General features: G+C 64.5%; 20 protein-coding genes and 1 pseudogene. 10 read left to right on the top strand and 11 right to left on the bottom strand.

Going from position 1 to position 24,317, the window contains the following annotated elements; translation table 11 throughout:
• The 3 genes from IF803_RS21625 to IF803_RS21615 form a co-directional block, all read right to left on the bottom strand.
• On the bottom strand, positions 1-509 hold a 509-nt coding region (locus tag IF803_RS21625; RefSeq protein ID WP_461193398.1), incomplete at its 3' end, for a TetR family transcriptional regulator.
• A 126-nt stretch (positions 510-635) separates the two neighbouring features.
• Positions 636-1,847, bottom strand: a complete 1,212-nt coding sequence (locus tag IF803_RS21620) for an amidohydrolase family protein (protein ID WP_461193397.1) — start codon at positions 1,845-1,847, stop codon at positions 636-638.
• Between the two features lie 49 nt (positions 1,848-1,896).
• The gene (locus IF803_RS21615; RefSeq protein ID WP_461193403.1) at positions 1,897-3,024 is read right to left on the bottom strand and encodes a polysaccharide deacetylase family protein; all 1,128 of its coding nucleotides are present in this window, start codon (positions 3,022-3,024) and stop codon (positions 1,897-1,899) included.
• Between the two features lie 103 nt (positions 3,025-3,127).
• Here IF803_RS21615 and IF803_RS21610 point away from each other — a divergent pair, with 103 nt between their 5' ends.
• The 8 genes from IF803_RS21610 to arcC all read left to right on the top strand — a co-directional run bounded on the left by IF803_RS21610 (position 3,128) and on the right by arcC (position 12,770).
• Entirely contained in the window at positions 3,128-4,252 is a 1,125-nt protein-coding gene (locus IF803_RS21610; protein ID WP_212055535.1) for an ABC transporter substrate-binding protein, read from the top strand.
• Positions 4,253-4,292: 40 nt separating this feature from the next.
• Entirely contained in the window at positions 4,293-5,168 is an 876-nt protein-coding gene (locus IF803_RS21605) for a branched-chain amino acid ABC transporter permease (RefSeq protein WP_461193396.1), read from the top strand.
• On the top strand, positions 5,165-7,699 hold the full coding sequence (locus IF803_RS21600) for a branched-chain amino acid ABC transporter ATP-binding protein/permease (protein WP_461193395.1): 2,535 nt from the start codon (positions 5,165-5,167) through the stop codon (positions 7,697-7,699). Before IF803_RS21605 ends, IF803_RS21600 begins: the two co-directional genes overlap by 4 nt.
• A gap of 31 nt (positions 7,700-7,730) precedes the next feature.
• Positions 7,731-8,732, top strand: a complete 1,002-nt coding sequence (locus IF803_RS21595) for an oxamate carbamoyltransferase subunit AllH family protein (RefSeq protein WP_461193394.1) — start codon at positions 7,731-7,733, stop codon at positions 8,730-8,732.
• Positions 8,733-8,836: 104 nt separating this feature from the next.
• Positions 8,837-9,028, top strand: coding sequence for a hypothetical protein (locus IF803_RS21590; protein ID WP_028338428.1), 192 nt, complete (start codon positions 8,837-8,839; stop codon positions 9,026-9,028).
• Positions 9,029-9,038: 10 nt separating this feature from the next.
• On the top strand, positions 9,039-10,289 hold the full coding sequence (locus IF803_RS21585) for a YlbE family protein (RefSeq protein WP_461193393.1): 1,251 nt from the start codon (positions 9,039-9,041) through the stop codon (positions 10,287-10,289).
• Positions 10,286-11,827: an acyl-CoA synthetase FdrA gene (fdrA, locus tag IF803_RS21580; protein ID WP_461193392.1), complete on the top strand. Its 1,542-nt coding sequence runs from the start codon at positions 10,286-10,288 to the stop codon at positions 11,825-11,827. Before IF803_RS21585 ends, fdrA begins: the two co-directional genes overlap by 4 nt.
• Positions 11,811-12,770, top strand: coding sequence for a carbamate kinase (gene arcC, locus IF803_RS21575; protein ID WP_461193391.1), 960 nt, complete (start codon positions 11,811-11,813; stop codon positions 12,768-12,770). The genes fdrA and arcC overlap by 17 nt, the downstream gene beginning before the upstream one ends.
• 170 nt (positions 12,771-12,940) lie before the next feature.
• On the opposite strand, the pseudogene IF803_RS21570 reads toward arcC, so the two are convergent.
• The 5 genes and pseudogenes from IF803_RS21570 to IF803_RS21550 form a co-directional block, all read right to left on the bottom strand.
• A pseudogene (locus IF803_RS21570) lies at positions 12,941-13,195 on the bottom strand (ATP-binding cassette domain-containing protein); the annotation flags it as partial.
• 35 nt (positions 13,196-13,230) lie between these two features.
• Positions 13,231-14,580, bottom strand: coding sequence for a carbohydrate porin (locus IF803_RS21565; RefSeq protein WP_461193390.1), 1,350 nt, complete (start codon positions 14,578-14,580; stop codon positions 13,231-13,233).
• 307 nt (positions 14,581-14,887) lie between these two features.
• Positions 14,888-15,946, bottom strand: coding sequence for an ABC transporter permease (locus IF803_RS21560; protein WP_028338433.1), 1,059 nt, complete (start codon positions 15,944-15,946; stop codon positions 14,888-14,890).
• Positions 15,943-17,469: a sugar ABC transporter ATP-binding protein gene (locus IF803_RS21555; protein ID WP_028338434.1), complete on the bottom strand. Its 1,527-nt coding sequence runs from the start codon at positions 17,467-17,469 to the stop codon at positions 15,943-15,945. The genes IF803_RS21560 and IF803_RS21555 overlap by 4 nt, the downstream gene beginning before the upstream one ends.
• Positions 17,470-17,533: 64 nt before the next feature.
• Positions 17,534-18,499: a sugar-binding protein gene (locus IF803_RS21550; RefSeq protein ID WP_461193389.1), complete on the bottom strand. Its 966-nt coding sequence runs from the start codon at positions 18,497-18,499 to the stop codon at positions 17,534-17,536.
• Positions 18,500-18,740: 241 nt separating this feature from the next.
• On the opposite strand from IF803_RS21550, the gene IF803_RS21545 reads away from it, so the two are divergent.
• Positions 18,741-20,006, top strand: a complete 1,266-nt coding sequence (locus IF803_RS21545; RefSeq protein WP_461193402.1) for an ROK family protein — start codon at positions 18,741-18,743, stop codon at positions 20,004-20,006.
• 81 nt (positions 20,007-20,087) lie between these two features.
• Positions 20,088-20,846, top strand: coding sequence for an SDR family NAD(P)-dependent oxidoreductase (locus tag IF803_RS21540; protein ID WP_461193388.1), 759 nt, complete (start codon positions 20,088-20,090; stop codon positions 20,844-20,846).
• Here the strand turns inward: IF803_RS21540 and IF803_RS21535 are convergent.
• From IF803_RS21535 to IF803_RS21525, 3 genes are all read right to left on the bottom strand, one after another.
• Positions 20,843-21,664 carry a MetQ/NlpA family ABC transporter substrate-binding protein gene (locus IF803_RS21535; RefSeq protein WP_461193387.1) on the bottom strand — a complete coding sequence of 274 codons (822 nt, stop codon included), beginning with the start codon at positions 21,662-21,664 and terminating at the stop codon, positions 20,843-20,845. The two genes, IF803_RS21540 and IF803_RS21535, sit on opposite strands and share 4 nt — an antisense overlap.
• 79 nt (positions 21,665-21,743) lie before the next feature.
• Positions 21,744-23,084 (bottom strand): LLM class flavin-dependent oxidoreductase, encoded by a 1,341-nt coding sequence (locus tag IF803_RS21530; RefSeq protein ID WP_304497049.1) that lies wholly within the window; start codon positions 23,082-23,084, stop codon positions 21,744-21,746.
• A 27-nt stretch (positions 23,085-23,111) separates the two neighbouring features.
• The gene (locus IF803_RS21525) at positions 23,112-24,071 is read right to left on the bottom strand and encodes a class I SAM-dependent methyltransferase (protein WP_461193386.1); all 960 of its coding nucleotides are present in this window, start codon (positions 24,069-24,071) and stop codon (positions 23,112-23,114) included.
• Positions 24,072-24,317: the final 246 nt, after the last annotated feature.

Below are 24,317 nucleotides of genomic sequence, written 5' to 3'. Positions count from 1 at the left end.
CGCAGGATGTTTTCGATGCTCGCGACCAAGGGCAGCGTGAGGTCGGCGATCTTGCGCGATTTGCGCAGGTTGCGCCCGCGCTGCAGGTTCTCATTGTTGATCAGGGCAATATAGTTCTGGTGCGCACCGAAAAAGCTGAACGTGAAGTTGATCAGCTCGCGCATGGCCGCGATCGGATCGAGGTCGTCGAGCTTGAGTTGCTGTTCGGCCGCGCGGATCTCGGTGTAGACATGCTCGAGCACGGCGAGATAAAGGCCGTTCTTGTCGCCGAAATAGGCGTACAGCAACCGCATGTTGGCTTTGGCGCGCTTTGCGATGGCTTCAACCCGTGCTCCGCCAATGCCGTTGCGGCAGAACTCGAACGTCGCCGCGTGCAAGATCGCTTCCTTCGTCAACGCGGAATCGCGGGCCCGTCTGCCGCGCGTGGCGCTGCGGGCCGGATTGGTCGATGCTGTCGTTTCAGTCACGGGACAAGCTTTTCTCAGGTTGTACGAGCCCAGCGCGGACAATATGTCCCCGCCCATCATGTTCAACGGGATGCGGGGCCCTGCCGCGCCGGCTCGCGGGATTGAGATCGCTATTGCGGTGGCTCGTCAAGGGGTAACCTTCCCGATGTTCCGGTCTCCACATCCACATCAACGCGCCGCCGTCACGATCGTGCCGCCATGCGCGACAAGGCGGCCATTCTTGTAGACGTCGCGCGGCCTGGGCCGGGCCACGACGGCCTCTTGCACGTGCTGCGCGTCGAGCACGACGAAGTCCGCCGCCGCACCCTTGGCCACCCCATAGTCCGGAAGGCCGAGGGCCTGCGCGGCGTTGGTGGTTACCATGTTGAAGGCGGCCGCCAGGTCGGCATCCGTGTTGAAGCCGGAGCGGTAGCCGACGATCATGGCGCGCTCCAGGAGGTCGCCGTCGCCATAGGGCCACCAGGAATCGCGGATGTTGTCATTGCCGGCGAACACATTGACGCCGGCATCGCGCAGCAGCAGCACCGGCGGAAACGCATGCGCTCCGGGCGCGTTGGTCAAAATCGCGACCCCGGCCTCGGCGAGCAGCTGCGCGGTGCGCTGAACGACGTCACGCGGCACCTCGCCGAGCGCATAGGCATGGCTGATCGTGACCTTGCCGCTGAGCCCGAGCGCCTTCGTCCGGCGTGCAATGTTTTCGATCTCGAAGATACCGAGCAAGCCGCCGTCATGCAGGTGAATGTCGATGCCGCCCCCGCGCCGGTCGGCAATGCCGAAGATGACGTCGAGATGCCCGTCGATATCGGCATCGTAACCCGCCGGATCGAGGCCGCCGACCAGGTCCGCGCCGGCGCGAACCGCCTCGTCGAGCAGTCCGGCCACGCCCGGCGACGTCACGATGCCGCTTTGCGGAAAGGCGACGATCTGGACCGACACCTTGTCGCGGTGCGCGTCGCGCGCCGCCATGACCTGTTCGAGATTGCGCAACCCGACCTGAAGGTCGATATCGACGTGGCTGCGCATCTGGGTCGTGCCGTGCGCGACGCAGAGGTCGATCAGCGCCGCCGCCCGCACCGCAATCGGCCTGGCGCCGGCAAGCGCCTCCTTTTCGAACTTGACGCGCTCGCGCACGCTGAAACCGGCGGTGCAGCGGCGGTGGGACTTCCAATCGTCGCCGACGAAGCCCTTGTCGAGGTGGATATGACCATCGACCAGCCCCGGCAACACCAGGCGTCCGGCCAGATCAAGGGTTTCGCCGGCCGCGACCGGCGATTGCGAGTGCGACGCGATCGAGGTGATGCGGCCATCGCGCACGGCGATATCGACGGTGCGCCCATCGACCAGTCGGGCGTTTCGAAACAGCGTGTCGGCAGTGCTCACTGGTCGTCTCCGGTTCGTTGCAACGGCGAGGCAATCGGGTCCCGATTTGTCATGTTGGGACGATGCCGTCGGGTAGCGCGCGCGAGAACGCGGCTATGCCTCCAGCAGTGGTGATCCAGATCTCGTCACGCCGCGCCAGGATTGTCTGCAGGGCGCGGCGCAGCGGACGCAGGCGGTGCGGCTGGCCGACCAGATAGGGGTGCAACGCAATCCCCATGACGAGCGACTGCCTCTTCGATTGTGCCAGCATCTCCTCGAACGTGTCGGTGATCATGGTGGCGAACTGCTCGCCGGAGTCCTTGCGACCGACGATCGAGGGGATATCGTTCAACTCCTGCGGATAGGGCACTGAAAGGATGCGGCCGCCGTTCCGCGTCGAGAACCACACCGGCTGATCGTCCATGCACCAGTCGAGCAGGTACTCGTAGCCTGCTTCGGCCAGCAGGTCGGGTGTGACCTGTGATTGCGAAATCCAGGGTCCTAGCCAGCCGCGCGGCGGCCGTCCTTCGGCGCGCGCGATGACATCGGTCGCCTCCGCAATCAATTGACGCTCCTGGTCGGGCGCAAGCACACCCTGGCGCTCGGAATTGGTGCGGCCGTGACCGACAATTTCGTCGCCGCGGGCGCGAAATGCCTCCATGACTTCAGGGCAGTAGTAATAGATGCCGCTGTTTGCGAGCACCGACAGCGGCAGCTCCAGCTCGTCGAACAGCTCGATCAGGCGCCACACGCCGACACGGTTGCCATAGTCGCGCCAGGCGTAGTTGAGGACGTCCGGATGCGGACCGCCGGGGCAGAGCTCGGCACCGAGCCCGTCGCCGAACGCGAAATGCTCGAGGTTGAGACCGACATAGACGGCAAGCCGCCGCCCTTGCGGCCAATTGAAATCCGGGCGTTGTCCGATCGCGCTGTAGCGATAGCGTCCGTGAGCGGCGAGGGTCGGTCCGACAGAATCCGAGCGCAGCACCGCTTCCCCGCGCGACAGGCGGTCGCCATCTTCCGCGATCGAGATAAACACGTCGCGGGCCTCGACATTCCTTGGGTCCATCGGAATTTTCTCCGCGCGGCTGATCGCTCGCTTGACATCGGAATATTTTTGAAGAAAGTTTTTACTTCCGTCAAGCCCGCGCATAAGCGGCAGCGGAGGAACTGGCGGCTTCGATACCGAGGCCGCCATTAGCGGAGGAACACCGAAGATGAACTTCAGGAGCATAGTTTCGTCCGGACCTGCGCGTCGTTGGCCGGTTTGGCACGCCGCAGCGACGATCCTGCTGGCCGCGTTGCCGTTCACGTCTGGCACGCGCGCGGCCGAACCGATCAAGATCGGCCTGGTGACCGCCCTGTCGGGGCAGTCGGCGCGCGCCGGCGAGGCGCTGACCCGCGGAGCGACGATCGCCATCGAGGAAATCAATGCGAAGGGCGGCGTGCTTGGACGTCCGCTCGAGCTCGTCCGCCGCGACGACGAGAGCAATCCGGCGAAAGGGCTGATCGCCGCGCGCGAGTTGATTCAGCGCGAGAAGGTCGCGGTTCTGGTCGGCGGCCTCGACACGCCGGTCGAGCTTGCCATCGTGCCGTTCGTCAACAACGTCAAGGTGCCGTTCGTCGTGCCGTGGGCCGCCGGGACCAACATCACGCGGAACGGCGCGCCGTCCAACTACGTGTTCCGCGTCTCGGCCATGGACGATGAGGTCGACAAGGCGATCGTCCAGTTCTCGCGCAAGACCTACAATGCGAAAAAGCCCGGGCTCATCCTGGTCAACAATCCCTGGGGCGAGTCGAACGAGCATGGCCTGAAGGCGGCGTTGAAGGCCGCAGGAATTGAGCCTGCCGGCGTCGAGAAGTTCGAAGGCAACGACGTCGATGTCGTTTCCCAGCTGTCGCGGCTGAAGCAGGCGGGCGCCGATACGCTCTACCTGGTCGGCAATGTCGGACCGTCCTCCCAGGTGGTGAAATCGCTCGACCGCATGGGCTGGGCGCCACCGATCGTTTCGCATTGGGGGCCGGCCGGCGGCCGCTTCACCGAGCTCGCCGGGCCGAGCGCGGAGAACGTGATTTTCGTCCAGACCTACAGCTTCTTCGGGAACCTGTCGCCGGTCGGCAAGCGGGTGATGTCGGCCCTGCAGGCGAAGTATTCAGACATCAAGGGTCCCGCGGACGTGACGCCGGCAGTTGGCGTCGCCAACGCCTACGATTCCATCCTGGTCATTGCGCGAGCAATCGAAAAGGCCGGTGGCACCGAACCGACCGCCGTCCGTGACGGTTTCTACGCCATCGACCGCGTGGACGGCTTGATCAAGACCTATGAGAAGCCGTTCGCGCAGGACAAGCACGATGCGCTGACGGCGGGGGACTACATCTGGGCGCGGTTCGAGGACAACCACATCATGCCGTTCGCGCGGAACTGACCGCGCGAGATCGTCCGACAAACAAGCAGGGTAGTCATCGATGTCATTTCTTCCAGCGGTGATAACAGGACTGGCGCTCGGGAGCATGTACGGGCTGCTTGCGCTTGGCTTCCACGTCACCTACGCCGTCTCCGGCACGGTCAATTTCTCCCAGGGCAGCTCGATGACCCTGGGAGCCGTTGCCGGATACTTCTTCCTCGTGCTGTGGGGATGGCCGGCCGCGGCCGGCATTCCCGCCGTTCTGCTCGTCTGCGCGCTCTATGGCCTGCTGATTGAGCGCTTTGCCGTCCGGCCGTTCGTGCAGCGCGGCTCCGACAACTGGCTGATGGCAACCGTTGCGGTCGGCATCATCGTCGACAACCTGATGATGTTCGTCTTCGGCAAGGAGCCGCGCAGCTTTCCGTCCGTCCTGGCGGCCAAGCCGATCCAGATCGTCGAGGGCGCGGGGGTCTATCCGTTGCAACTCCTGATTCCCGTGGTCGGATTGCTGCTCGCGCTGGCACTTCATCTGCTCAGTCGCCGGACGCGTCACGGCGTCGCCATGCTCGCGGTGGTCCAGAACCCGAACGCCGCCCGGCTGATGGGCATCAACGTCAGCGGCGCCATCGCGGCAAGCTACGCGGTCTCGGCGATGCTGGCCGGGGTTGCGGCGCTGCTGATCGCGCCCCTGTTCAACGTGTCCTCCGAAATGGGCACGCTGTTCGGCATCAAGGCCTTCGCGGCGGCGATCATCGGCGGCCTCGGCAGCGCCTGGGGCGTGATGCTGGCCGGGCTCTGTCTCGGCCTGATCGAGGTGTTCGCGACCAATTACCTGGGATCGGTCTACACCCAGATCATCACATTCGCCTCGGTGATCGCGATCCTTGTCGTCCTCCCCCACGGGCTGCTCGGCCGAGCCGGAGTGAAAAAGGTATGACCTCTCGCGTCTCTATTCTCGCCGCCGTCGCGGTACTCACGGCCGCTATCCTCTATGCCGCCGTTGCCGACAGCTACGGCGTGTTCCTGGTCGCGACCATCTCGCTGACGGCGATCGCCTGTATCGGCCTCAACGTGCTGCTCGGTTTGGCGGGGCAGATCTCGCTGGGCCACATCGGCTTCATGGCGATCGGGGCCTATACGACCGTGCTCCTGATGGAGAAGGCGGGGTGGCCCTATCTGGCGGCGACGGCTGCCGCGATTGCCCTCGTCAGCGTCGTCGGTGGTCTGCTCGCCATGCCGGCCTTGCGCGTGCGAGGTCCATATCTCGCGATGGTGACGATCGCCTTCGGCTTCATCGTCGAGCACGGCACGATCGAGTGGCGCGACCTCACGGGCGGCGGCAACGGCCTGATTTTGACCGCGCCGCCGGAAGTGTTCGGCTTTCCGCTGTCGGAGCGGCATTTGGCGATCGCTGGCATCGTGCTGGTGTTCGCCGGCCTCATCCTGTTCGAGCGCTTGAAGCGGAGCGGCTGGGGCTACGCCATGCGTGCCGCCCGCGACACCGAGGTTGCGACGCGCTCGATCGGCATTGATCTCGTGCGGGTCCGCACCGTGGCGTTCATCATCTCGGCCGCAGCGATGGCGTTGGCGGGGGCGCTGTTTGCGCCCCTCCAGGGCTATATCAGTCCGAGTTCGTTCCCCTTTCTGCAATCGATCCTGCTGCTGTTCGGCGTCATGGTCGGCGGCGCCGGCTCGGCGCTGGGGCCGGTGATCGGGGCGGCGCTCGTCGTGCTGCTGCCGGAAATGCTGTCTGACCTCGCGGAGTATCGTCTGCTTGCCTTCGGCGTGCTGCTTTTCGCCGTGCTGCGGCTCGCGCCCTCTGGCATCATGGGGCTGATCGAGCAATTTGCGGCAAGGTTCCTGCCGACGGGATCGAAGGCCGATACGGGCGCAATGGGCGTCCAGCCGGTCGCCGACCTCGGCATCGGGACCAGCAGCGCGTCGCGTCTTGACGTCACAAATCTCTCGATCTCGTTCGGCGGTGTCCGCGCCGTGCAGGACGTCTCGTTTACCGCCGAACCCGGCACGGTGACCAGCGTCATCGGCCCCAATGGTGCGGGCAAAACCAGCGCGCTGAATCTGCTTTGCGGCTTCTACCGTCCGAAATCCGGCACCGTGAAGCTTGGCGACCGCGACGTCACCGGTTTGCCGTCGCACCGGCTTGCGCGTGTCGGAGTGGCACGAACGTTCCAGACGACGCAGCTATTCGGCTCGCTCTCGATCATCGAGAACGTCCTGCTGGCGGCGACGGCGGGCAAGCTCGGCAACATCGTGTCGGCGCTGCACAATGACGCGCAGGAGCGCCTTGCACGGTCGCTGTTGCGCTTTGCCGGTGTCGACGGCGATTTGAGCAGACGCGCGGACTCGCTGCCCCATGGCGAAAAGCGACTGGTCGAGATCGCGAGGGCGCTCGCGCTGCGCCCGAAGATCCTGCTGCTCGACGAGCCGGCCGCGGGTCTTTCGAAGGGTGACAAGCAGCGGCTGACGGTCCTGCTCCGTCGCATCGCGGAGACCGGGATCGCGGTCATCATTGTCGAGCACGACATGCCGATGATCATGTCGCTGAGCGACCTCATCGTCGTTCTCGATGGCGGCAAGCGCATCGCGATCGGCGATGCGGCGGCGATCCGTAACGATCCGCTGGTCCGCAAGGCCTATCTCGGCGACGCGCCGTCGGGTGAGCGGCGCCGCGCGCCGCGCCCGGCGAAACAAGGCACGGCGCTCGAAGTCCGCACGCTCGATGCCTTCTATGGCCTGTCGCGGGCGCTCGGTGGGGTCGACCTTGCCGTCGCCCCCGGCGAGGCCATCGCCGTACTCGGTGCCAACGGAGCAGGGAAAACCACCCTGATGCGCTCGATTGCCGGCCTCGAACCACCGCGGTCGGTCGGAGAGATTCGGCTGTCCGGCGCCCGCGTCGACAAGATGCCGGCGCATATCCGCGCCAGGGCAGGCATCGTGCTGGTGCCCGAAGGACGGCAGGTGTTTCCCGAGCTGACGGTGCGGCAGAACTTGCAGCTCGGCGCTTTCGCACGCAAGGGCCTCGATCTCGACGCGGAGATCGACGCGATGTTTGCCCGCTTTCCGCGCCTGAAGGAGCGCATCAACCATCGCGCGGGCCTTTTGTCGGGCGGCGAGCAGCAGATGCTCGCGGTCGCGCGTGGGCTCCTGACCGCTCCCAAGGTCTTCATGCTTGACGAGCCGTCGCTTGGACTGGCGCCCCTTGTCGTCGACGAGTTGTTCGCTTCGTTCGAGCAGCTTCGCGTCGAGGGGATGACCTTGATCGTGGTCGACCAGATGGCCGGGCAAGCCCTTGCGCTTGCCGACAGGGCCTATCTGCTCGAGACCGGCGCCATCTTGAAGAGCGGCGCCGCCGAAATCATCGCGGAAGATCCCTCGCTTGAAGCCGCCTATCTCGGCGGAGAGGCCCACGGGAGTAGTATGCCGCGAACCGCAGTGCTCGCGTCCTGACGCCATGGTTGCGCAGCGGGAGATCGGTGTGATGCGGCCAGGCAATACGGTTCGTGACCTGCCCGGCGCGCCCGTGTCTGAACGATACGACGGCGGTGCCGTGATTGAGGTCGGCGTGCTGGCGCGCCGCGCGCTGCGCAGCGGACGGCGCGGCCGCATTGCGGCGGTGTTCGAGCGCAGCCTTTATGCGGTGCTCGACGATCGCTGGATCTGCATCGGTGTCACAGACCTCGGCTCCGGCCCGCTGCATCTTCTGTGCACCGGGATCGAACCACGGCTGCTCATTCCCGGACAAGAGGTTGCGATCGTCGACACGATGCTGCTCGTCGACGGTATGCGGTTTGCCGGTTTCGAGACGGCTTCCGTATGGGCGCCGCCGCCGTCGCCGGAATGGACGCTCGACAGTTTGCGGGCAGGGCTTGCGATGGTCGATCAGGTATGGCGTCGCTTGCCGGTCGAGCAGGGGCTCGCCGCGTCGGGTGGCGTGCAACCGCCTGCAAGGCCGTCTCGCGTGCTCGCTGCCGCGGCGCCGGGGCTCGCCGCGCTTAGGCGATTGATCGAGGCCGGGCTTCGCGGAGAGCGATGTGTACCGCGTGACTACCCGGAGATCGTCGAATTGATCGGCCTTGGTCCCGGGCTCACGCCATCTGGCGACGACTTGATCGGCGGCGCGCTGGTCGCGCTCGCCGCCCTCGGCCGTCTCGCGACGCGCGATGCGCTGTGGAAGACCTGTCGCGCGCATCTCGGCCGGACCAATGAGATCAGTGCTGCCCACCTGCACAGTGCCGTGCTCGGCTTCGCGGCGGCGGCGCTGCATGAAGCCATCGACGCGACGATTGGCGGACGGGTGGATCGTATCAAGTCCGCGGTCGCGTCGCTGTCGCGGATCGGGCAAAGCTCTGGACTGGATGCGTTTGCAGGTGCGCTGATGGTGTTGCGCGCGATCGAGTGCCGGCTGCTCAACGACAGCGCGCTGCATCATGCCGGCCTCGCCGGCAACGGCCCGCCGACGCGATCAATCGCAGGGGCCTAAACGATCATGCGACGCAACGGGAATTCGGACGAAAGGTTGCGTGTGTTTGACAAAGTAAAAACTTTCTTACTAAAATCGATGCATCGGATCTCGGGAGGCCGCGAGTGGTGACCAAGCAGGAAGATACGCCGAGCGGGCGTCTGTTGATGAGCAAGCCGAGCGTGGTGAACGTCGGGCTGGCAGGCTTTGTGAAGGACTTGCAGGATTGCGATATCGAGGTCGTGCAGGTCGATTGGACGCCGCCCGCCGATGGCGATCCCGAAATGGCAGCACTGCTCGCCAAGCTCGGTACGTGAGAGAGCGGCCATGAAGCTGATCGAAGACGCCAACAAGCAGGCGCTGGCACGCATCCTCGAGGGTGAGCCCAGGCTGGTCGATATCGTTCCGGCGCGCGATGTGCTGGAAGGGTTGAAGGAACGCATGATCCTTCATGCCGGGCCGCCGATCACGTGGGACCGAATGTGCGGTCCGATGCGTGGCGCGGTGGCAGGCGCCATCGTGTTCGAAGGCTGGGCTCCGGACCTAGAAGCCGCCTTCGAACTCGCGGCCGGCGGCGGCGTCGCATTCCACCCCAACCATCATTTCGGCGCGGTCGGTCCGATGACCGGCATGACCACGGTCTCCATGCAGGTGTTCGTCGTCGAAAACGCCAAATACGGCAACCGCGCCTACTGCGCCATCAACGAGGGCCTCGGCAAGGTCATGCGCTTCGGCGGCAATGACGATAGCGTGCTGGCGCGCCTCGGCTGGCTGCGTGACGTATTCGGGCCGGTGCTGGCCAGGGCGATCCGCGCGCATGGCGGGATCGACCTGAAGGCGATCATCGCGCGCGGGCTCTCGATGGGCGATGAAATGCACCAGCGCAATCTGGCCTGCTCCAGCGTGTTCCTGCGCGAGATCGGGTCGGCGCTGGCGCGCACCTCGAACGACAACGAAGTGCTCGCAAGCTGCATTGGCTTCATCGCGCAGAACGATCAGTTCTTTCTCAACATCGCGATGGCGATGGGCAAGGCGCTGACCGATCCCGCCAACGGCATTCGCGGTTCGACCGTGGTGACCGCGATGTGCCGCAACGGAACCGATTTCGGGGTCCGCGTCAGCGGATTGGGCGATCGCTGGTTCACGGCGCCGGTGGAGATGCCGGAAGGGCTCTATTTCCCGGGCTATTCGCGCAAGGATGCCAATCCCGACATGGGCGACTCCGCGATCGTCGAGACGGTCGGGCTTGGTGGCTTCGCGATGGCGGCAGCTCCGGCGGTTGCCGGCTTCATCGGCGCCGGGGCGCCGTCGTCGGCCGGCAATTTCACGCGGGCAATGAGCGAAATCACTGTCGGGCAGAATCCGGAATGGACGATCCCCGCGCTCGATTTTGCCGGCGTGCCGACCGGCATCGACGTTCGCCTGGTGGTGGAGACCGGCCTCGCACCGGTCATCAACACCGGCATCGCGCATCGCGAGCCCGGCATCGGCCAGGTCGGCGCCGGCGTGGTGCGGGCGCCGATGGCCTGCTTCCGGCAGGCCGTCCTCGCCATTGCGGAAGATCTGGGGGTGTCATGAGCGCGTATGTCCTGAACGAAATTCGCAAGGGCTTCTATCTCGACTCGGTGGCGTTGATGCGGTTGTCGCGCGAGGTCGCGTCGGCGGCGGGCGTCGTCGAAGCCGCGCTGATGATGGGCACGCCGTCCAACCAGGCGATCTTGCGCAACGCCGGATTGCTCGATGGCGAGGTGATCGCGCAGGGCAATGATCTGATCCTCGCGATCAAGGCCGACAGCGAAGCGGCGGCACGCGCTGCGCTTGCCGAAGCGCAAAAGGCGCTTGACCGCCCCAAGAGGAGCAGCAGCGGCGAAGCGGCGTGGCGGCCGCGCAGCATTGCCGCGGCCGTCAAGGCGGCACCCGCCGGCAACCTCGCCCTGATCTCCGTTCCCGGCGAGTTCGCCGCGGCGGAAGCGCGCAAGGCGCTGAACCGCGGACTTCATGTCCTGATGTTCAGCGACAATGTCTCGATCGCGGATGAATTGTCGCTGAAGCAGCAGGCGCGCGAAGCGGGCCTCTTGATGATGGGACCGGACTGCGGCACGGCGGTCATCGGCGGCGCGCCGCTCGCCTTCGCCAACCGGCTGAAGCGCGGCAGGATCGGGATCATCGGCGCATCCGGGACCGGGACGCAGGAGGTGTCGTGCCTGCTGTCCGAGGCGGGCGAAGGCATTTCCCACGCCATCGGCGTCGGCGGACGGGATTTGAAGAAGGAGATCGGCGGCATCACGACATTGATGGCGATCGACGCCCTTGATGCCGATCCCGAGACCGATCGCGTCGTGCTCATTTCCAAGCCGCCGCACCCGGACGTCGCCAGGGCCGTGCTCGGCCGGATCGGAAACAGCTCGAAGCCCTACACGGTGTGCTTCATCGGCGCCGCCTCGGCGGATCTGCCGCCAAATGCACGCTTTGCCGGTACGTTGAGGGAAGCGGCCGAGAAAACCCTCGGCAACGGCCGGAGCATTGGCGGCAAGTTCGACGCTGCCGCCGTGGCTGCGCGTTTGCCGCAGCGACGCAAGGCGGCGCAGCGCATCGAGGGCCTGTTCGCCGGCGGCACGCTCTGTGCCGAGGCGCAGGTGATCCTTGCCGCGGGCGGCCGCAAGGTGGCATCGAATGCCGCCATTCCCGGCGTCCCGCATTTCGGCGAGCCGGAGGCGCAGGGGAGGGACCGCATCGTCGACCTCGGCGCCGACGAATATACCCAGGGCCGGCCGCATCCGATGATCGATCCCTCAGTGCGCGACGATGCCTTGCGGGCGGCGCTGGTCGATCCCGCGGTCGCCGTCATTCTGCTCGATCTCGTGATCGGATACGGCGCACATGACAATCCGGCAGCGCATCTTGCGGCCGTCATGGCGGGCCGCGCGGATGACGCGCCGGTTCTGGTTGCATCGGTGACGGGGACCGAACTCGATCGCCAGGTGCGTTCGGCTCAGATCAGGCTGCTCGAGGACGCCGGCATCGTGGTGGCGCCGTCGAATGCCCAGGCCTGTGATCTCGCTCTCGCTCTTTCCGTCAACGACGTCAGGATGCCGCGCTATGCGAACACTCAATGAGGTCCCGCGCCGTCTCGTGATCGCGATCGGCGGCAATGCCGTCCACCCCGAAGACATCAGCGGCACCTCGGACGAGCAGAAGGCCGTCGCCCAGCAAACGGCCGAGGCGCTGCTGCCGCTGGCCGAGCTCGACAACGAGCTGGTGATCACCCACGGCAACGGACCGGTGGTGGGCAAGATCATGATGCGCCAGATGCTGACGATGAGCCGGATTCCGCCGATGTCGATGGACATCTGCGTCGCGCACAGCCAGGGCGGCATCGGCTATCTTCTGATGCAGGCGATCGAGAACGTCTTGCGCGCGCATGGCAACGGCCGGCACGTCGCTAGCTTGCTGACCCAGGTCGAGGTCGACGCCAACGATCCCGCCTTCGCCAATCCGACCAAGTTCGTCGGACCGTTTTTCACCGAGCAGGAAGCCCAGCGCATCAGCGCCGAGTTGAACTGGAAAATGCGCGAGGACTCCGGACGTGGCTGGCGCCATGTCGTGCCGTCTCCGAAGCCGAAACATGTCTGCGACATTTCGCTGGTCGACGCATTGGTCAAACGCGGCACCATCGTCATCGCAGGTGGCGGCGGCGGTATGCCCGTGATCCGCGACGAACGGGGCGTGCGCACCGGCGTGCCGGCAGTGATCGACAAGGACCTGACCTCGGCCCATATCGCCAACGTGCTTGGCATCGAGGAGCTGCTGATCCTTACCGCGGTGCCCCGCGTCGCGATCAATTTCGGCAAGCCCGACAAGAGGGAGCTGGATCAGGTCAGCCTGGCGCAGACCAAGGCCTATCACCGCGAGGGCCATTTTCCGCCGGGAAGCATGGGGCCCAAGGTCGATGCCGCCATCCGCTTTCTCGAGGGTGGTGGAAAGCGAGCGATCATCAGCCATCTCAATTGCGCAATGGCCGCGCTGACCGGCGAGACCGGGACGCACATTGTTCCCTAGCGCTCGTCAAATGCGATGGCGGCGCCATTGAAGATGGCCGCCGGGATCAGCTCGGCGGGATACCGATGTCGGTCGGCCGCGGCCACAGGTTCGGATCCGTGCCGTTCCGCTCGGGCTGCCTGCGCGTCTATTTCAGCAACGCCGCGACGTTGTCCTTCGTCACAACGTCGAGACCGGGCATCGATCGGACGGGCGAAATGATCCGCTTTGTCGTCAAAGCGGATCTCGCCGTGACTTGGCGGGAAGTTGCCGGCAATGATCTTGACGAGAGTCGACTTGCCGGCGCCGTTGTCGCCCATCAGGCCGACCACCTCGCCGGGCGACACGCGGAGGTCGACGCCATGCAACGCGCGAATGGCGCCGAACTCCTTGCCGATGCCCTTCAACTCCAGGACTGCTAGCCCGGCGTCGTGAGGGGTTATCATGGCTGGCTTCGCTCAGGCATGCTGGCCACCTCCGCTCAGAAGTGCACCAGCGTGCGCAGACCGAGAATCCAGGCGTTGTCGGTCTTCACGCCGGCGGCATTGTACCCGCGCCCGCCAGGATGCATCACATACTGGGCGTCGAACTTCAGGTTCATCCAGCCCGTCGCCTGCCACCCGTACCAGGCTTCGATCGGAACCTCGTTTCCTCCGGCGTTGGGCGTGAGCGCAGCCGTATTGACATGGGTCGTGCCGACCGCAAAGCCGACTTCGTCCTCGGGGCGCGAGGCGAACGTTCCGGTGTGTCTCAAGCCGAAGGCGATCTGATAATCCTGATACGACGTGCGGTGGTCGGCGACGGTCGTATTGAGGAAGGTGTACCAGCCCTGCGCCTTGGGACCTTCAACCGTCAGCCGCTGCAGGATCGATTCATAGACGCCATAACGGCCGCGCGAATCTCCGAGATTCTGGTCCGAGACACCGCCGGTGCCCGGCGAGATCGCAATGATCCCCGGCAGGCCGCCATCAATTGTCGATGCGCTGTCATACCAGCCGCCAAATCTCCAGGTCCCGTTCAACGGACCGCTCGGCGCCCAGACGACCTCGACCGGCACCAGCACGCCCGAGGCCGGGCTCGAGCCGGGGACACCGGGCAAGAAGTAAGTCGCGGAGTCCGATGTTGTCAGGTAGTTCGGATTGGCGTCGTAGACGCCGACCGAGAGCTGCCATTCCTTGGCGAAGTTGTAGTGCACCACACCGGCCCATTGGCTCACCGGCCAGTTGTAGATGTAGCCGCCCTGGATGTTGCCCGGCTGGCCGCCGCAGAAGGTCAGGTTGATGAACTCGCAGAGACCAAAGAAGAAGTCGGAGCCGACCGGAAGACGGCCGCCCTTGAGCTCAAGGCGATCATCGAACAGCTTCTGCGAATAATAGAGTTCTGTCAGGCGGAGAATACTGCCGCGGCCGAACACTTCGTTGGTCAGTTGCAGAGCCGGAATTCCCGCCTCGTCATTCAGGTTGCGGCCGAAGCGGTCGACCAGCGTGAGGCCGACCGTGCCGCCCTGGATGCCGGCAAGCTTCGCCATATCGAACTTGGCTTGAAAGAACAGCTGTCCGGCTTGGGTCGCGGTGTTCCTGTTGCCGCCCGACAAGTTGCCTACGGCTTCGTCGCCCAGCGTCAGGGCCAGCGAGATACCTCGCTCCTTTAGCTGCGTCCTGCCGAGATCGCCGAACAGATATGGCCTTGTCCAGAAATCATCGGTCTCCGTGTAAGGCACCGGCGGCGCCTTCGTCATGAGATCGGCCGCATGCGCGCCGCCGCTGAACAGAGATAACAACGCGATCCCCACGCCGCACGCCCGCGCGGTGTTTACAGACCTAAGTGACATTTTCTGCACTCCCAGCGTCCCCGGCTTTGTCTATTTTTGTGCCACGTTCCCGCCCAAAGCCCTTCAGCGTGAAACGTGGTAGTTTCAAAACATCTGTTCATCAACCAGAGATAGAGTCCGCGCGCACGCCAAAGCTCTTCAAGACGGCGGCGAGGGTCTGCCTGCGGCTCAGCTGGGCCAGCCCACGCCAGTTTGGATACGAGCGCCGTGAGCTTGATCGATCTTGCGCATCGAACTCCTCCCCTCGTTCCTCTACTCAAATCACCGCGACCATATTCCCGGTCCGGGTGCTTCCTTTTTCAAGTTGTCATGCCTGATCGCCCGTCGTCGGCAACGCAGTCGCGCGATGCGGAGCTGCGCCTTGCAGAATTGTACCTTCCTTCGATCTTGGCGCCGTGCGGGCGAGGCCAGCCAGCGCGGCCTTGCGCCGTCGACGGGCCTGCAATTGCTGATCCGCCAGCACGCCGATCAGGATCACGGTTCCCATCACCGCGAAGTTCAGCGAATTGGGAATGCCCAGGATGTTCACGAGGTTCTGCAGCACCTGCAGCAACGCGGTCCCCAGCACGATACCGAGAATGGAGCCCTCGCCGCCGCGCAGGCTGCAGCCACCGAGGACGGCCGCCGCAATCGCATAGAGTTCGTAGAAGTTGCCGAACGAACTCGGAGAGACCGAGTTGGTGTAGAAGACGAACATCACGGTCGAGACGCCGGCGAGCCCGCCGCTGATGACATAGGCGGTGGCGATCACGAGGTTGGTGTTGATGCCGGAGAAGCGCGCCGCTTCCTCGTTCTTGCCCACGGCATAAAGCCAGCGCCCGTAGACCGAGCGGTGCAGTAGCACGCCGAGGATCAGCGCAAGGATGATCAGGAAGATGAAGGTGTTCGGGATGCCCGCAATATTACCGGAGGCGATGCCGCTCAGCGTGCTTGCCTCGTCACCGTAGCCGAAGCCGCGCGTCGAATCGCTGGTGTAGTAGCGCGCGGCGCCGCGATAGATCAGCAACCCGCACAGCGTCACGATGAAGGGCTGCATTTTCAGACGCGTTATCAGGAAGCCCTGGATGCCGCCCAGCGCAAGCCCGCCCATCAGGACCAGCAGCAGCGCCAAAGGCCAGGGCACCTGATACGTCGTCAGCAGGTCGATAAAGATGACGCCAAGCAGCGCGAACATCGAGCCGAGCGAAAGATCGATTCCTCCGGTGATGATGACGAGGCCTTCACCCAGCGCAAACACACCGAACAGTCCGATCAGATTGGCCATGTTCAGCAGGTTCACGAACGACAGGAAGGCCGGATTGATCGCGCCCGTGATGGCGGAGATCACCGCCAGCAGCAAGAACAAGCCGAGTTCCTTCTTCATCATGGCGCAGCGGTCTCCATGGTTTCGAGCGCTTGGCCGACCGCCAGCCTCAACACGTTGTATTCGCTGAACTGGTCGCGCTCGAGCACGCCGCTGACACTGCCTTCATGCATCACCGCCACCCGGTCGGAGACGCCGATCACTTCCTCCATGTCCGAGGAGATCATCACGATCGCGACGCCCTGGTCGGCGAGGCTGCGCATCAGCGCGTAGATCTCGCTCTTGGCGCCGACATCGATGCCGCGGGTCGGCTCGTCGAAGAACATCACGCGCGGCTGCATGGAGAGCCACTTGCCCAGCACCACCTTTTGCTGGTTGCCGCCGGACAGCGTCACGGCCTCGATGTCGATGCTCGGCGCCTTGATGGACAGCCGCCTGGCCTGGTCTTTGGCGATTCTGCGCTCGGCCGCGCCGTTGACCAGCCACATCCGCGCATGATCCAGCAGGCTCGCGAGCGTCACGTTCTCCCTGATCGGCAGTTCCAGCACCAGGCCGGATTTCTTGCGATCCTCCGGCACCAGGTAGATTCCTTGCCTGATCGCATCACGCGGCGAGGCGACGCCGACCGGGGCGTTGTCGATCCTGATCTCGCCACCGAGCAGCGGATCAACGCCGAACACCGCACGAGCAAGGGAGGTGCGGCCGGCGCCGACGAGCCCGGCGAGGCCGAGGATCTCGCCGCGCCGCACCGACAGATCGATCGGCCGGTCGGGAAAGGCCGTGGTCACGACGCCGGCGATATCGCAGCCGCCGGGCTGCGGCGCGCATGCCGGCGGCGTATACAGCGCCTTCAGGTCGCGGCCGATCATCAGCCGGATCATGGCGGCGTGGCTGAGCTCGTCGCGCGCCAATTCCCCCACGGTGCGTCCGTCGCGCAAGACCACGACGCGATCGGCGCAGCTCATGATCTCGCCCAGCCGGTGAGAGATGTAGATCACCGAGATGCCGTGCGCCTTCAGGTCGGCGATCACCTCGAGCAGCCGCTCGGTCTCCGAAATCGTCAGGCTGGAGGTCGGCTCGTCCATGATGATGACGCGGGCGTCGATCGAGAGCGCCTTGGCGATCTCCACCATCTGGCGCTCCGCGATCGACAAATTCTCGACCAGCGTTCCCGGCGTGAAATCGGCGCCCAGTCGTTCCAGCAGCGGCATCACGCGGGCATGCATCTGCGCATTGTCAACCAGCTTCAGCGGGCCGCCGGCCAGCTTCTCGCGCCCGATGAAGACATTGGCGGCGACATCGAGATTCTCGAACAGGTTCAGCTCCTGGTGCACGAAGGCGATGCCGCATCGCGTCGCCTCGGTCACCGTCATCCGGGGGTGCTCGGTGCTGTCGATGCGGATCACGCCGGCGCTCGGCGCAATCACGCCGGCGAGCACGCGCATCAGCGTCGATTTGCCGGCGCCGTTCTCGCCGATCAGGCCCAGCACCTCGCCGCGATTGACGCGCAAATTGACGTCGTCGAGCGCCCTGACGCCGGGATAGGTCTTGCTGATTCCGCTGAGCTCCAGTAGCGTTTCCGCCATTCGGCATGTCCTCCTGCACAACGCCCGGCGGCCTGTGGCGGCCGGGCGTTGAAGCCGACTGAAGTTACTTCTTGAGCAGTTCCTTCAGATGTGCGGCGAACTCCGCGACGTTGGTTTTGCTGATCACCTTGGTCGGCACGATCAGCTTGCTGTCCTTCGGAATCCAGGACTTGTCGCCGTTCAGCGTCTTGATGATGTTGGTGGCGGAGAGATAGCCGAACTCGTAGGGCTGCTGCACGACCGTGGATTCGATCGTGCCGTCGGAAATCCCGCGCAGCGTCCGCTGATCCTCGTCGAAGCCGACGATCTTCACCTTGCCGGCCTTGCCTGCGGCCTTCACCGCGTCATAGATCAGCGGCGTCTCGTAGCTCCACAGGCCGGACAGCAGCGCGATGTCGGGATATTTGACGAGCACGTTCTCCATGTTCGCCTTGGCCTTGGCGAAGTCCACCTGGTCGGTGAACACGTCGACCAGGTCGACCTTGGTGCCGGCGATCGCTTCCTTGATGCCCTGCACCCGCTCGCGGGCGTTGTCGGCGTCCATCGTTCCGACGAACAGCGCGATCTTGCCGCCGTTCGGCAGCGCCTTCTTGATCTCCTCGCCGGCCTGCCGCCCTGCCGCGACGTTGTCGGTGCCGATATAGGCGAGGCGATTGCTCTGCGGCGCGTCGCTGTCCGTGGTGATCAGCACGGTCTTGGCCGCAACCTTGTTGAGCTCTTCGGTTGCATGCGGTGCATCGTCGACCGAGATCGAGATGCCAGCGACGCCGCGCACCAGCAGATCGTCCAGTTCGCGCCGCTGGCCGGCCGCCGTCCCTTCATTGGTGACGATCAATTCGATATTGTAGTCCGGGTGCTCCTTCTGCGCCTTCTCAAGCCCACGGCCCGCGATGGTCCAGAAGTCGGCCGCGACATTAGTCACCAGCGCGATGGTCTTTTTCTGCTGTGCCTGTGCTACCCCCGTCGCCATCGCGAGCGCGGCAGCGCCCGCCAAGAGCGGCACGATCAATTCTCTCGTTGAGACCTTCATATGCACCTCCCTGTCGACACCCCCGGTGAGGGGATTTCACGCCCGGCGCTTTTCACGCCTTATTTTATTCACGTAACTAATAAATTAGCGCGACAAAATGTCCAGTCAAGGATGTTCATGCCGGCGTCTTCAAGCATTAATAGTATGATGATGATGCATTTCAGCCTCTATCCGCGCTTTTCGGCCCATATCTGAGTAGCCCGCGTTGAATAATTTCATCAAGAGAATTAAAAAAGCCAATATGAACGAGCAGTCCGAGCCGTTGAGACGTGCTTCGAGCCTGGCCCGCGGATCGAACCCCGGCCGTCTCGTCGAGGTCTTGCGACGCCAAGGGCCGTTGCCGCGGGTCGAGCTCGCACGCAGCACGGGCCTGAGCTTCCCGGCCATTTCGGCGATCACGTCGAAGCTGATGGCGGAAGACCTGCTGTGCGAAGCCGAGACAGATGCGGCGACGCTGTGGCCCGACGATGCCGACGAAGAGGATGCGGATGGCGGCCGTCGCCGCGGCCGGCCGGCAGTCCTGCTGACCCTGAATCCCGAGTTTGGCCGCATCATCGCCGTCTCGCTGCGCATGAATCTGGTCGAGACACTGATCGCCGATTTCAGCGGCTCCGCCCTGGCGCAATCGCGACTTGAACTCGCGACGCGCGCGCTCGATGCAGGCGCATTGTGCGAGCTCGTGATCGCACAGATCGACGCCATGCTTGAGGCGACCGCCACGCCACGACATCGGTTGCTCGGAATCGGGATAGCGCTGCAGGGCATCGTCGACGGCGACACCGGCCGGCATCTGTGGAGCCCGGCGCTGTCGATCACCGACGTCGATCTTGCCAAGCCGATTCGCCAGGCGTTCGGTGTCGAGGTCGTGATGGCGAACGACGCGGTCGCGGTCGCGCTGTCCCTCGCAGCCGCCGAACCGGCACTGGCGCAGGGCCTCACGGCCACGATCATGGTCGGCCACGGCGTCGGCATGGGCATCATTGTCGACGGTGAAGCGCGCTGGGGTGCCGGCGCGGGCAGTGAGATCGGTCATGTCAAGTTGGCGCTGAACGGCCCGCAATGCCGCTGCGGTCAGCGCGGCTGCATCGAGGCCCATCTTGCCGACTACGCGCTTTACCGCGATGCCCGCACCTTTCTCGACCTGCCGCCGGCGGCGTCGCAGCAACCGTCCGAGGCGCAGATGGCTCTGCTGCACGATCGGGCACGGAGCGGGGATTCCCGCCTCGAGCACTTGTTCCAGCAGGCGGGCCACGCGCTTGCCGAGGCGGTCGCCACGACGATATCGGTGCTGCGCCCGCATCATGTCATCCTCGCAGGTCCCGGCCTGCAGGCATTTGACATGATGCGCAGTGCTTATGAAGGTCGGCTCGACCAGGCGGTGCTGCCGTGGCTGCTCAAGTCCACGGCGATATATGTGCGTCCAAGCGAGTCGGCGACCATTGTCGACGGCATGGTGCGGCGGACGCTGCGGGTCGTGGACCGCAGCCTCATGGAGACAGCAGAGTGAACCTCGGGATTCGTGGCCCTTTTGCTTGAGCCGCAGCAACGCAACCGACGCCCTTCAGGCGCCAAAATCGAGAGGATGCCAATGCAGGGCGCCATCTATCCAAGTCTCAAGGACCGGACCGTGCTGGTGACCGGCGGTGGTTCCGGCATCGGCGAGGCGATCGTCCGCCAGTTCATCGGCCAGGGCGCGCGGGTCGGATTCATCGACATCAACCTGACGGCCTCGGAGCAGCTGCTGTCCGATCTCGGGGCGCAAGCCCGCGTGCACTTCGAACATGCCGATCTGCGCGACATCGGCGCGCTGCGGCGCGCAGTCGCCGGCATCCGCGAGGCGCTCGGGCCGGTCACCATCCTGGTCAACAATGCGGCCCGCGACGACCGTCACGCGATCGAGGACGTCACACCGGAATTCTGGGACGAGCGGATCGCCGTCAATCTGAAGCACCAGTTCTTCAGCGCCCAGGCGGTCGCGCCGGACATGAAGCAGGCAGGGGGCGGTTCGATCGTCAACATCGGCTCGGTGAGCTGGGTGATCGGCCAGGGCAACATGCCCTGCTACACAACGGCCAAATCAGCCGTTCAGGGCCTCACCCGGGCGCTGGCCCGCGATCTCGGGCTGCACAACATACGGGTCAATTCCATCCTGCCCGGATGGATCATGACCCAGCGGCAGCAGGATCTGTGGTTGACGCCTGAAGGCGTCGCCGAGTTGATGCAGCGCCAATGCCTCAAGCGCAAACTCGTGCCTGATGACATCGCCCGCGTCGTGCTGTTCTTCGCCGCCGATGACAGCGGCGCCTGCACCAACCAGAGCCATATCGTCGATGGTGGCTGGGTCTAGCGCTTTAGGTAATCCGGCAGGGTAAACCCGTCATAGAACCGGTCCGACAGGATCGCGGTCTTGAACGTCTGTGATTTGTAGCCGGCGACGATGTCCTGCGCCCACGGTGAGCCTGCATTGGCCTGCTTCACCGCGACCACATTGATATAAGGCGTCGTCATCTTCTCCAGAGCGAATGCATTGGTCAGCTTCAAGCCGCTGTAGATTGCGAAGTTGCCCTGGATGGCGGCGAAATCAACGTCGTCGAGCGCGCGCGGCGCCTGTGCCGCTTCCAGCGGCACGATCTTGATGCCGCCGGGGTTCTTGATCACGTCGAGTTCGCTGACATCCACCGGCTTGGAGGCGCGAATCTCGACAAGGCCAAGATCGCGCAGGATCCAGAGCGCGCGCTGCAGATTGACGGGATCGTTGGGCACGGCCACGGTCGAGCCGGGCTTGATCGGGGAGCCGACCGGGTGCTTCTTCGAGTAAAGCCCCATCGGGGGCGTCGGGACGTGGACGATGCCGACGAGGTCGGTCTGCTGCCGCTCGTTGTACGAGTTCAGGAAGATCGTGTGCTGCATGACATTAGCGTCGATCTCGCCCTTGAACACCGCGTTGTTGGCTTCCAGCCCGGTCGAGAACTCGACATAGCGGATACGGTAGCCCTTCTTCTCGAGTTCCGGCGCGACGCCAACCTTGAATTCGTCGATATAGGGGCCCGGCACGAAGCCGACTTTCAGATCGGATTTGGCTGATGTCTCCGCGTGCAGGGCGGCGCCGGTAAGAGCACCGAGAACGAGCAGGGTCGAAACGAGCAGGACGCGCGCAGTGGTCATTGAATTCTCAAATCCTTGGGCTGTGGGCAAACAGCGATTCGGCCGACGCGAGGTCGGCGATTTCGAGCACGTCAGGCGATCAGGCGATCGCCTTGATCGATCCGGAAAACAGGCTTTGCGGCCGGCTCAGTCCGTAATGGTCGCGCAGCGTCGTGCCGCCGTACTCATCGCGGAACAGGCCGCGCTTGCGTAGGATCGGCACGACCTGCTCGGCGAAGATATCGAACCCGCCGGGTAACCAGGGCGGCATCACGTTGAAGCCGTCGGCCGCGCCGTTCTCGAACCAGGTCTGGATGCTGTCGGCGATTTTTTCCGGCGGGCCCGCGATCACCCAGTGGCCGCGCGCCCCGGCGAGACGCTGCACGAGCTGGCGGATGGTCGGCTGCTCGCGATCGACGATGTCGACCACGAGCTTGAAACGGCTGGCGACCCCGCGGGCGCTACCGGTGTCGATCAGGTGGCGCGGGAAGGGACCGTCGAGGTCGAAGCCGGAGAGGTCGAGCCCGATCATCTGGCGAAGCTGGGTCAAGGAGTATTCCGGCTGGATCAACTCGTTGAACTCGTCCTGCAACCGGTCGGCTTCGGCCTGTGTGCTGGCGATGAACGGGCTGATGCCCGGCAGGATCTTGACCTGATCGGGGCTGCGATCGAAGGCGCGTGCCTGCCGCTTGATGCCCGCATAAAACTCCTGGGCGCTCGCCAGCGTCTGATGCGCGGTGAAGATCGCTTCGGCAAAGCGCGCGGCAAAGGCGCGTCCGTCATCGGACGAGCCCGCCTGGACATAGACCGGCCGTCCCTGCGGCGTCCGCGAGATGTTGAGCGGACCGCGCACTCGGAAATGCTTTCCGACGTGATCGACCGGATGGATCTTTCCCGTATCGGCGAAAATGCCGGATGCGGGATCGTTCACCACCGCGTCGTCTTCCCAGCTGTCCCACAGCCGCGTGATGACATCGAGATATTCCCGCGCCCGCTCGTAGCGTTCGTGGTGCGGCGGATGCTCGGGCAAGCCAAAGTTCTGCGCCGCCTGCGCCGTGCTGGTCGTGACGATGTTCCAACCGGCCCGGCCGCCGCTGAGGTGATCGAGCGACGCGAACAGGCGGGCCAGGTTGTAAGGCTCGGTGTAGGTCGTTGACGCGGTCGCGATCAGGCCGATCCGTTTCGTGGCGACGGCGATTGCGGCCAGCCAGGTGATCGGCTCGAACCGGAATCGTTGTGCGTAGCGAACATTGTCGGCCAGCGCGGGGCCGTCGGCGAAGAAGATCGCGTCGAATTTCTGGGCCTCGGCGCGCTGCGCCAGCTCCTGATAGTAGGTAACGTCAAGGATGCGATCCGCCGCAGAGCCCTTGTAGCGCCATGCCGCCTCGTGATGGCCGCCGGGATAGATAAAGAGGTTGAGGGAAAGCTGTCGTTTGCTCATCTCGGATCTCGTAAGTTCTGCCGATCGTTATTGGTGGGACGGCGCCTTGTGCGCAAACGCGAAGCGCAGGTAGCGCTCCAGCTTCAAACCTTCGGGCGTGCGTTTTTCTTCGACAAGGCGCGCGAAGGTGCGTCGCACCAGGTCGCGCTCGTGAGGGGTGAACGCTTCGAGGAAATTGCCGAATGCGCTCGCTTCCGACCACTGCAGCAGCGATGCGGCATCGTCGTGGATATCGATCAGCGCGCGCAATTCGCTACGGTAGCCGGCGAAGCCGTGTGCCGCGAACAGCGATTTGAGCTCCTCGTCGGTCGATCCGAGCACCGGGTTGGAGTCCTGGCGATCGCCGGCAAGACCCGCCTCGACGATGGCGCGACGAAGCAGAAGGCGCGACTGGTGCGGCCTGGACGGATCCTGCACATTCAATCCGAGGCGGCCGCTGGGCTTGAGCACGCGCCGGATCTCCCGCAGCGCGCGATCCTTGTCGGAGATCCAATGGAAGACGCTGTTGAGATAGACTGCGTCGAACTGCGCGTCGTCGAAGCCCGACAGATCTTCGGCGCGCCCGGTGGCGAACTGGAGGTTATCCCCCTGCCGAAGGCGCGCAATTTCGATGCGGCCGGCAAGTGGGTCGATACCGATCACGTGGCCGTCCGGGCCGACCAGTCCGGCCACGAATTCTGCAAGCCGGCCGGTTCCCGTCCCGATGTCGAGCACGTGCTCGCCGGACTTGATGGCGAGCGGCCCGATCAGGAACTTGCCGTGGCGAAATTGAACGAGTCCCGCTTCATCATAGGCGCGGGCGAGCTCCGGAGTATCGTGTTCAAGGCTGATGTCGCCAACAGTTTGCGGCATTTCGAGACCCATCGTTGCTCGCCGCGCGTCGACGTCAGGCGCGTGCGTTGCGGCAGACTCTATGTCGACGGTGATGAAATGAATTTGCATTGTTGCGCGGCAAGCGAGCATGAACGTGACGAGTTCGTCGTTCACCGGAGATGAGTGCGATCGCGCCGATCCGGGCGGTGCATGATTTGGGAGGTTTTCCCGATCGATCGCGCCGATCCCGCACGTCGCAATGCACATGAGACGATCGGTCAGGCGGCGATCGTCGCAAATATTTCAATGCCCGCGTTGTCCACGACGCGAACATTGCCTGCTATCGAAAACAAAGCTGGTTTCGTTTCATTGACTGAATGTCGATCGCTTTTACGATTTGCAACGTCAAAGCGAGGTGGT

It is taken from the genome of Bradyrhizobium sp. UFLA06-06 (genome assembly GCF_054820065.1).
Note: the sequence above shows the minus strand (reverse complement) of the source record. Positions and strands in the feature narration are given on the sequence as shown.

Bases quoted from the DNA above. Each gene is read 5' to 3' on its own strand.
- IF803_RS21600 (WP_461193395.1), top strand. From the start codon at position 5,165: ATGACCTCTCGCGTCTCTATTCTCGCCGCCGTCGCGGTACTCACGGCC.
- IF803_RS21605 (WP_461193396.1), top strand. From the start codon at position 4,293: ATGTCATTTCTTCCAGCGGTGATAACAGGACTGGCGCTCGGGAGCATG.
- IF803_RS21540 (WP_461193388.1), top strand. From the start codon at position 20,088: ATGCAGGGCGCCATCTATCCAAGTCTCAAGGACCGGACCGTGCTGGTG.
- IF803_RS21565 (WP_461193390.1), bottom strand. From the start codon at position 14,580: ATGTCACTTAGGTCTGTAAACACCGCGCGGGCGTGCGGCGTGGGGATC.
- IF803_RS21530 (WP_304497049.1), bottom strand. From the start codon at position 23,084: ATGAGCAAACGACAGCTTTCCCTCAACCTCTTTATCTATCCCGGCGGC.
- IF803_RS21560 (WP_028338433.1), bottom strand. From the start codon at position 15,946: ATGATGAAGAAGGAACTCGGCTTGTTCTTGCTGCTGGCGGTGATCTCC.
- IF803_RS21585 (WP_461193393.1), top strand. From the start codon at position 9,039: ATGAAGCTGATCGAAGACGCCAACAAGCAGGCGCTGGCACGCATCCTC.
- fdrA (WP_461193392.1), top strand. From the start codon at position 10,286: ATGAGCGCGTATGTCCTGAACGAAATTCGCAAGGGCTTCTATCTCGAC.
- arcC (WP_461193391.1), top strand. From the start codon at position 11,811: ATGCGAACACTCAATGAGGTCCCGCGCCGTCTCGTGATCGCGATCGGC.
- IF803_RS21550 (WP_461193389.1), bottom strand. From the start codon at position 18,499: ATGAAGGTCTCAACGAGAGAATTGATCGTGCCGCTCTTGGCGGGCGCT.
- IF803_RS21555 (WP_028338434.1), bottom strand. From the start codon at position 17,469: ATGGCGGAAACGCTACTGGAGCTCAGCGGAATCAGCAAGACCTATCCC.
- IF803_RS21595 (WP_461193394.1), top strand. From the start codon at position 7,731: ATGCGGCCAGGCAATACGGTTCGTGACCTGCCCGGCGCGCCCGTGTCT.
- IF803_RS21535 (WP_461193387.1), bottom strand. From the start codon at position 21,664: ATGACCACTGCGCGCGTCCTGCTCGTTTCGACCCTGCTCGTTCTCGGT.
- IF803_RS21545 (WP_461193402.1), top strand. From the start codon at position 18,741: ATGAACGAGCAGTCCGAGCCGTTGAGACGTGCTTCGAGCCTGGCCCGC.
- IF803_RS21615 (WP_461193403.1), bottom strand. From the start codon at position 3,024: ATGGCGGCCTCGGTATCGAAGCCGCCAGTTCCTCCGCTGCCGCTTATG.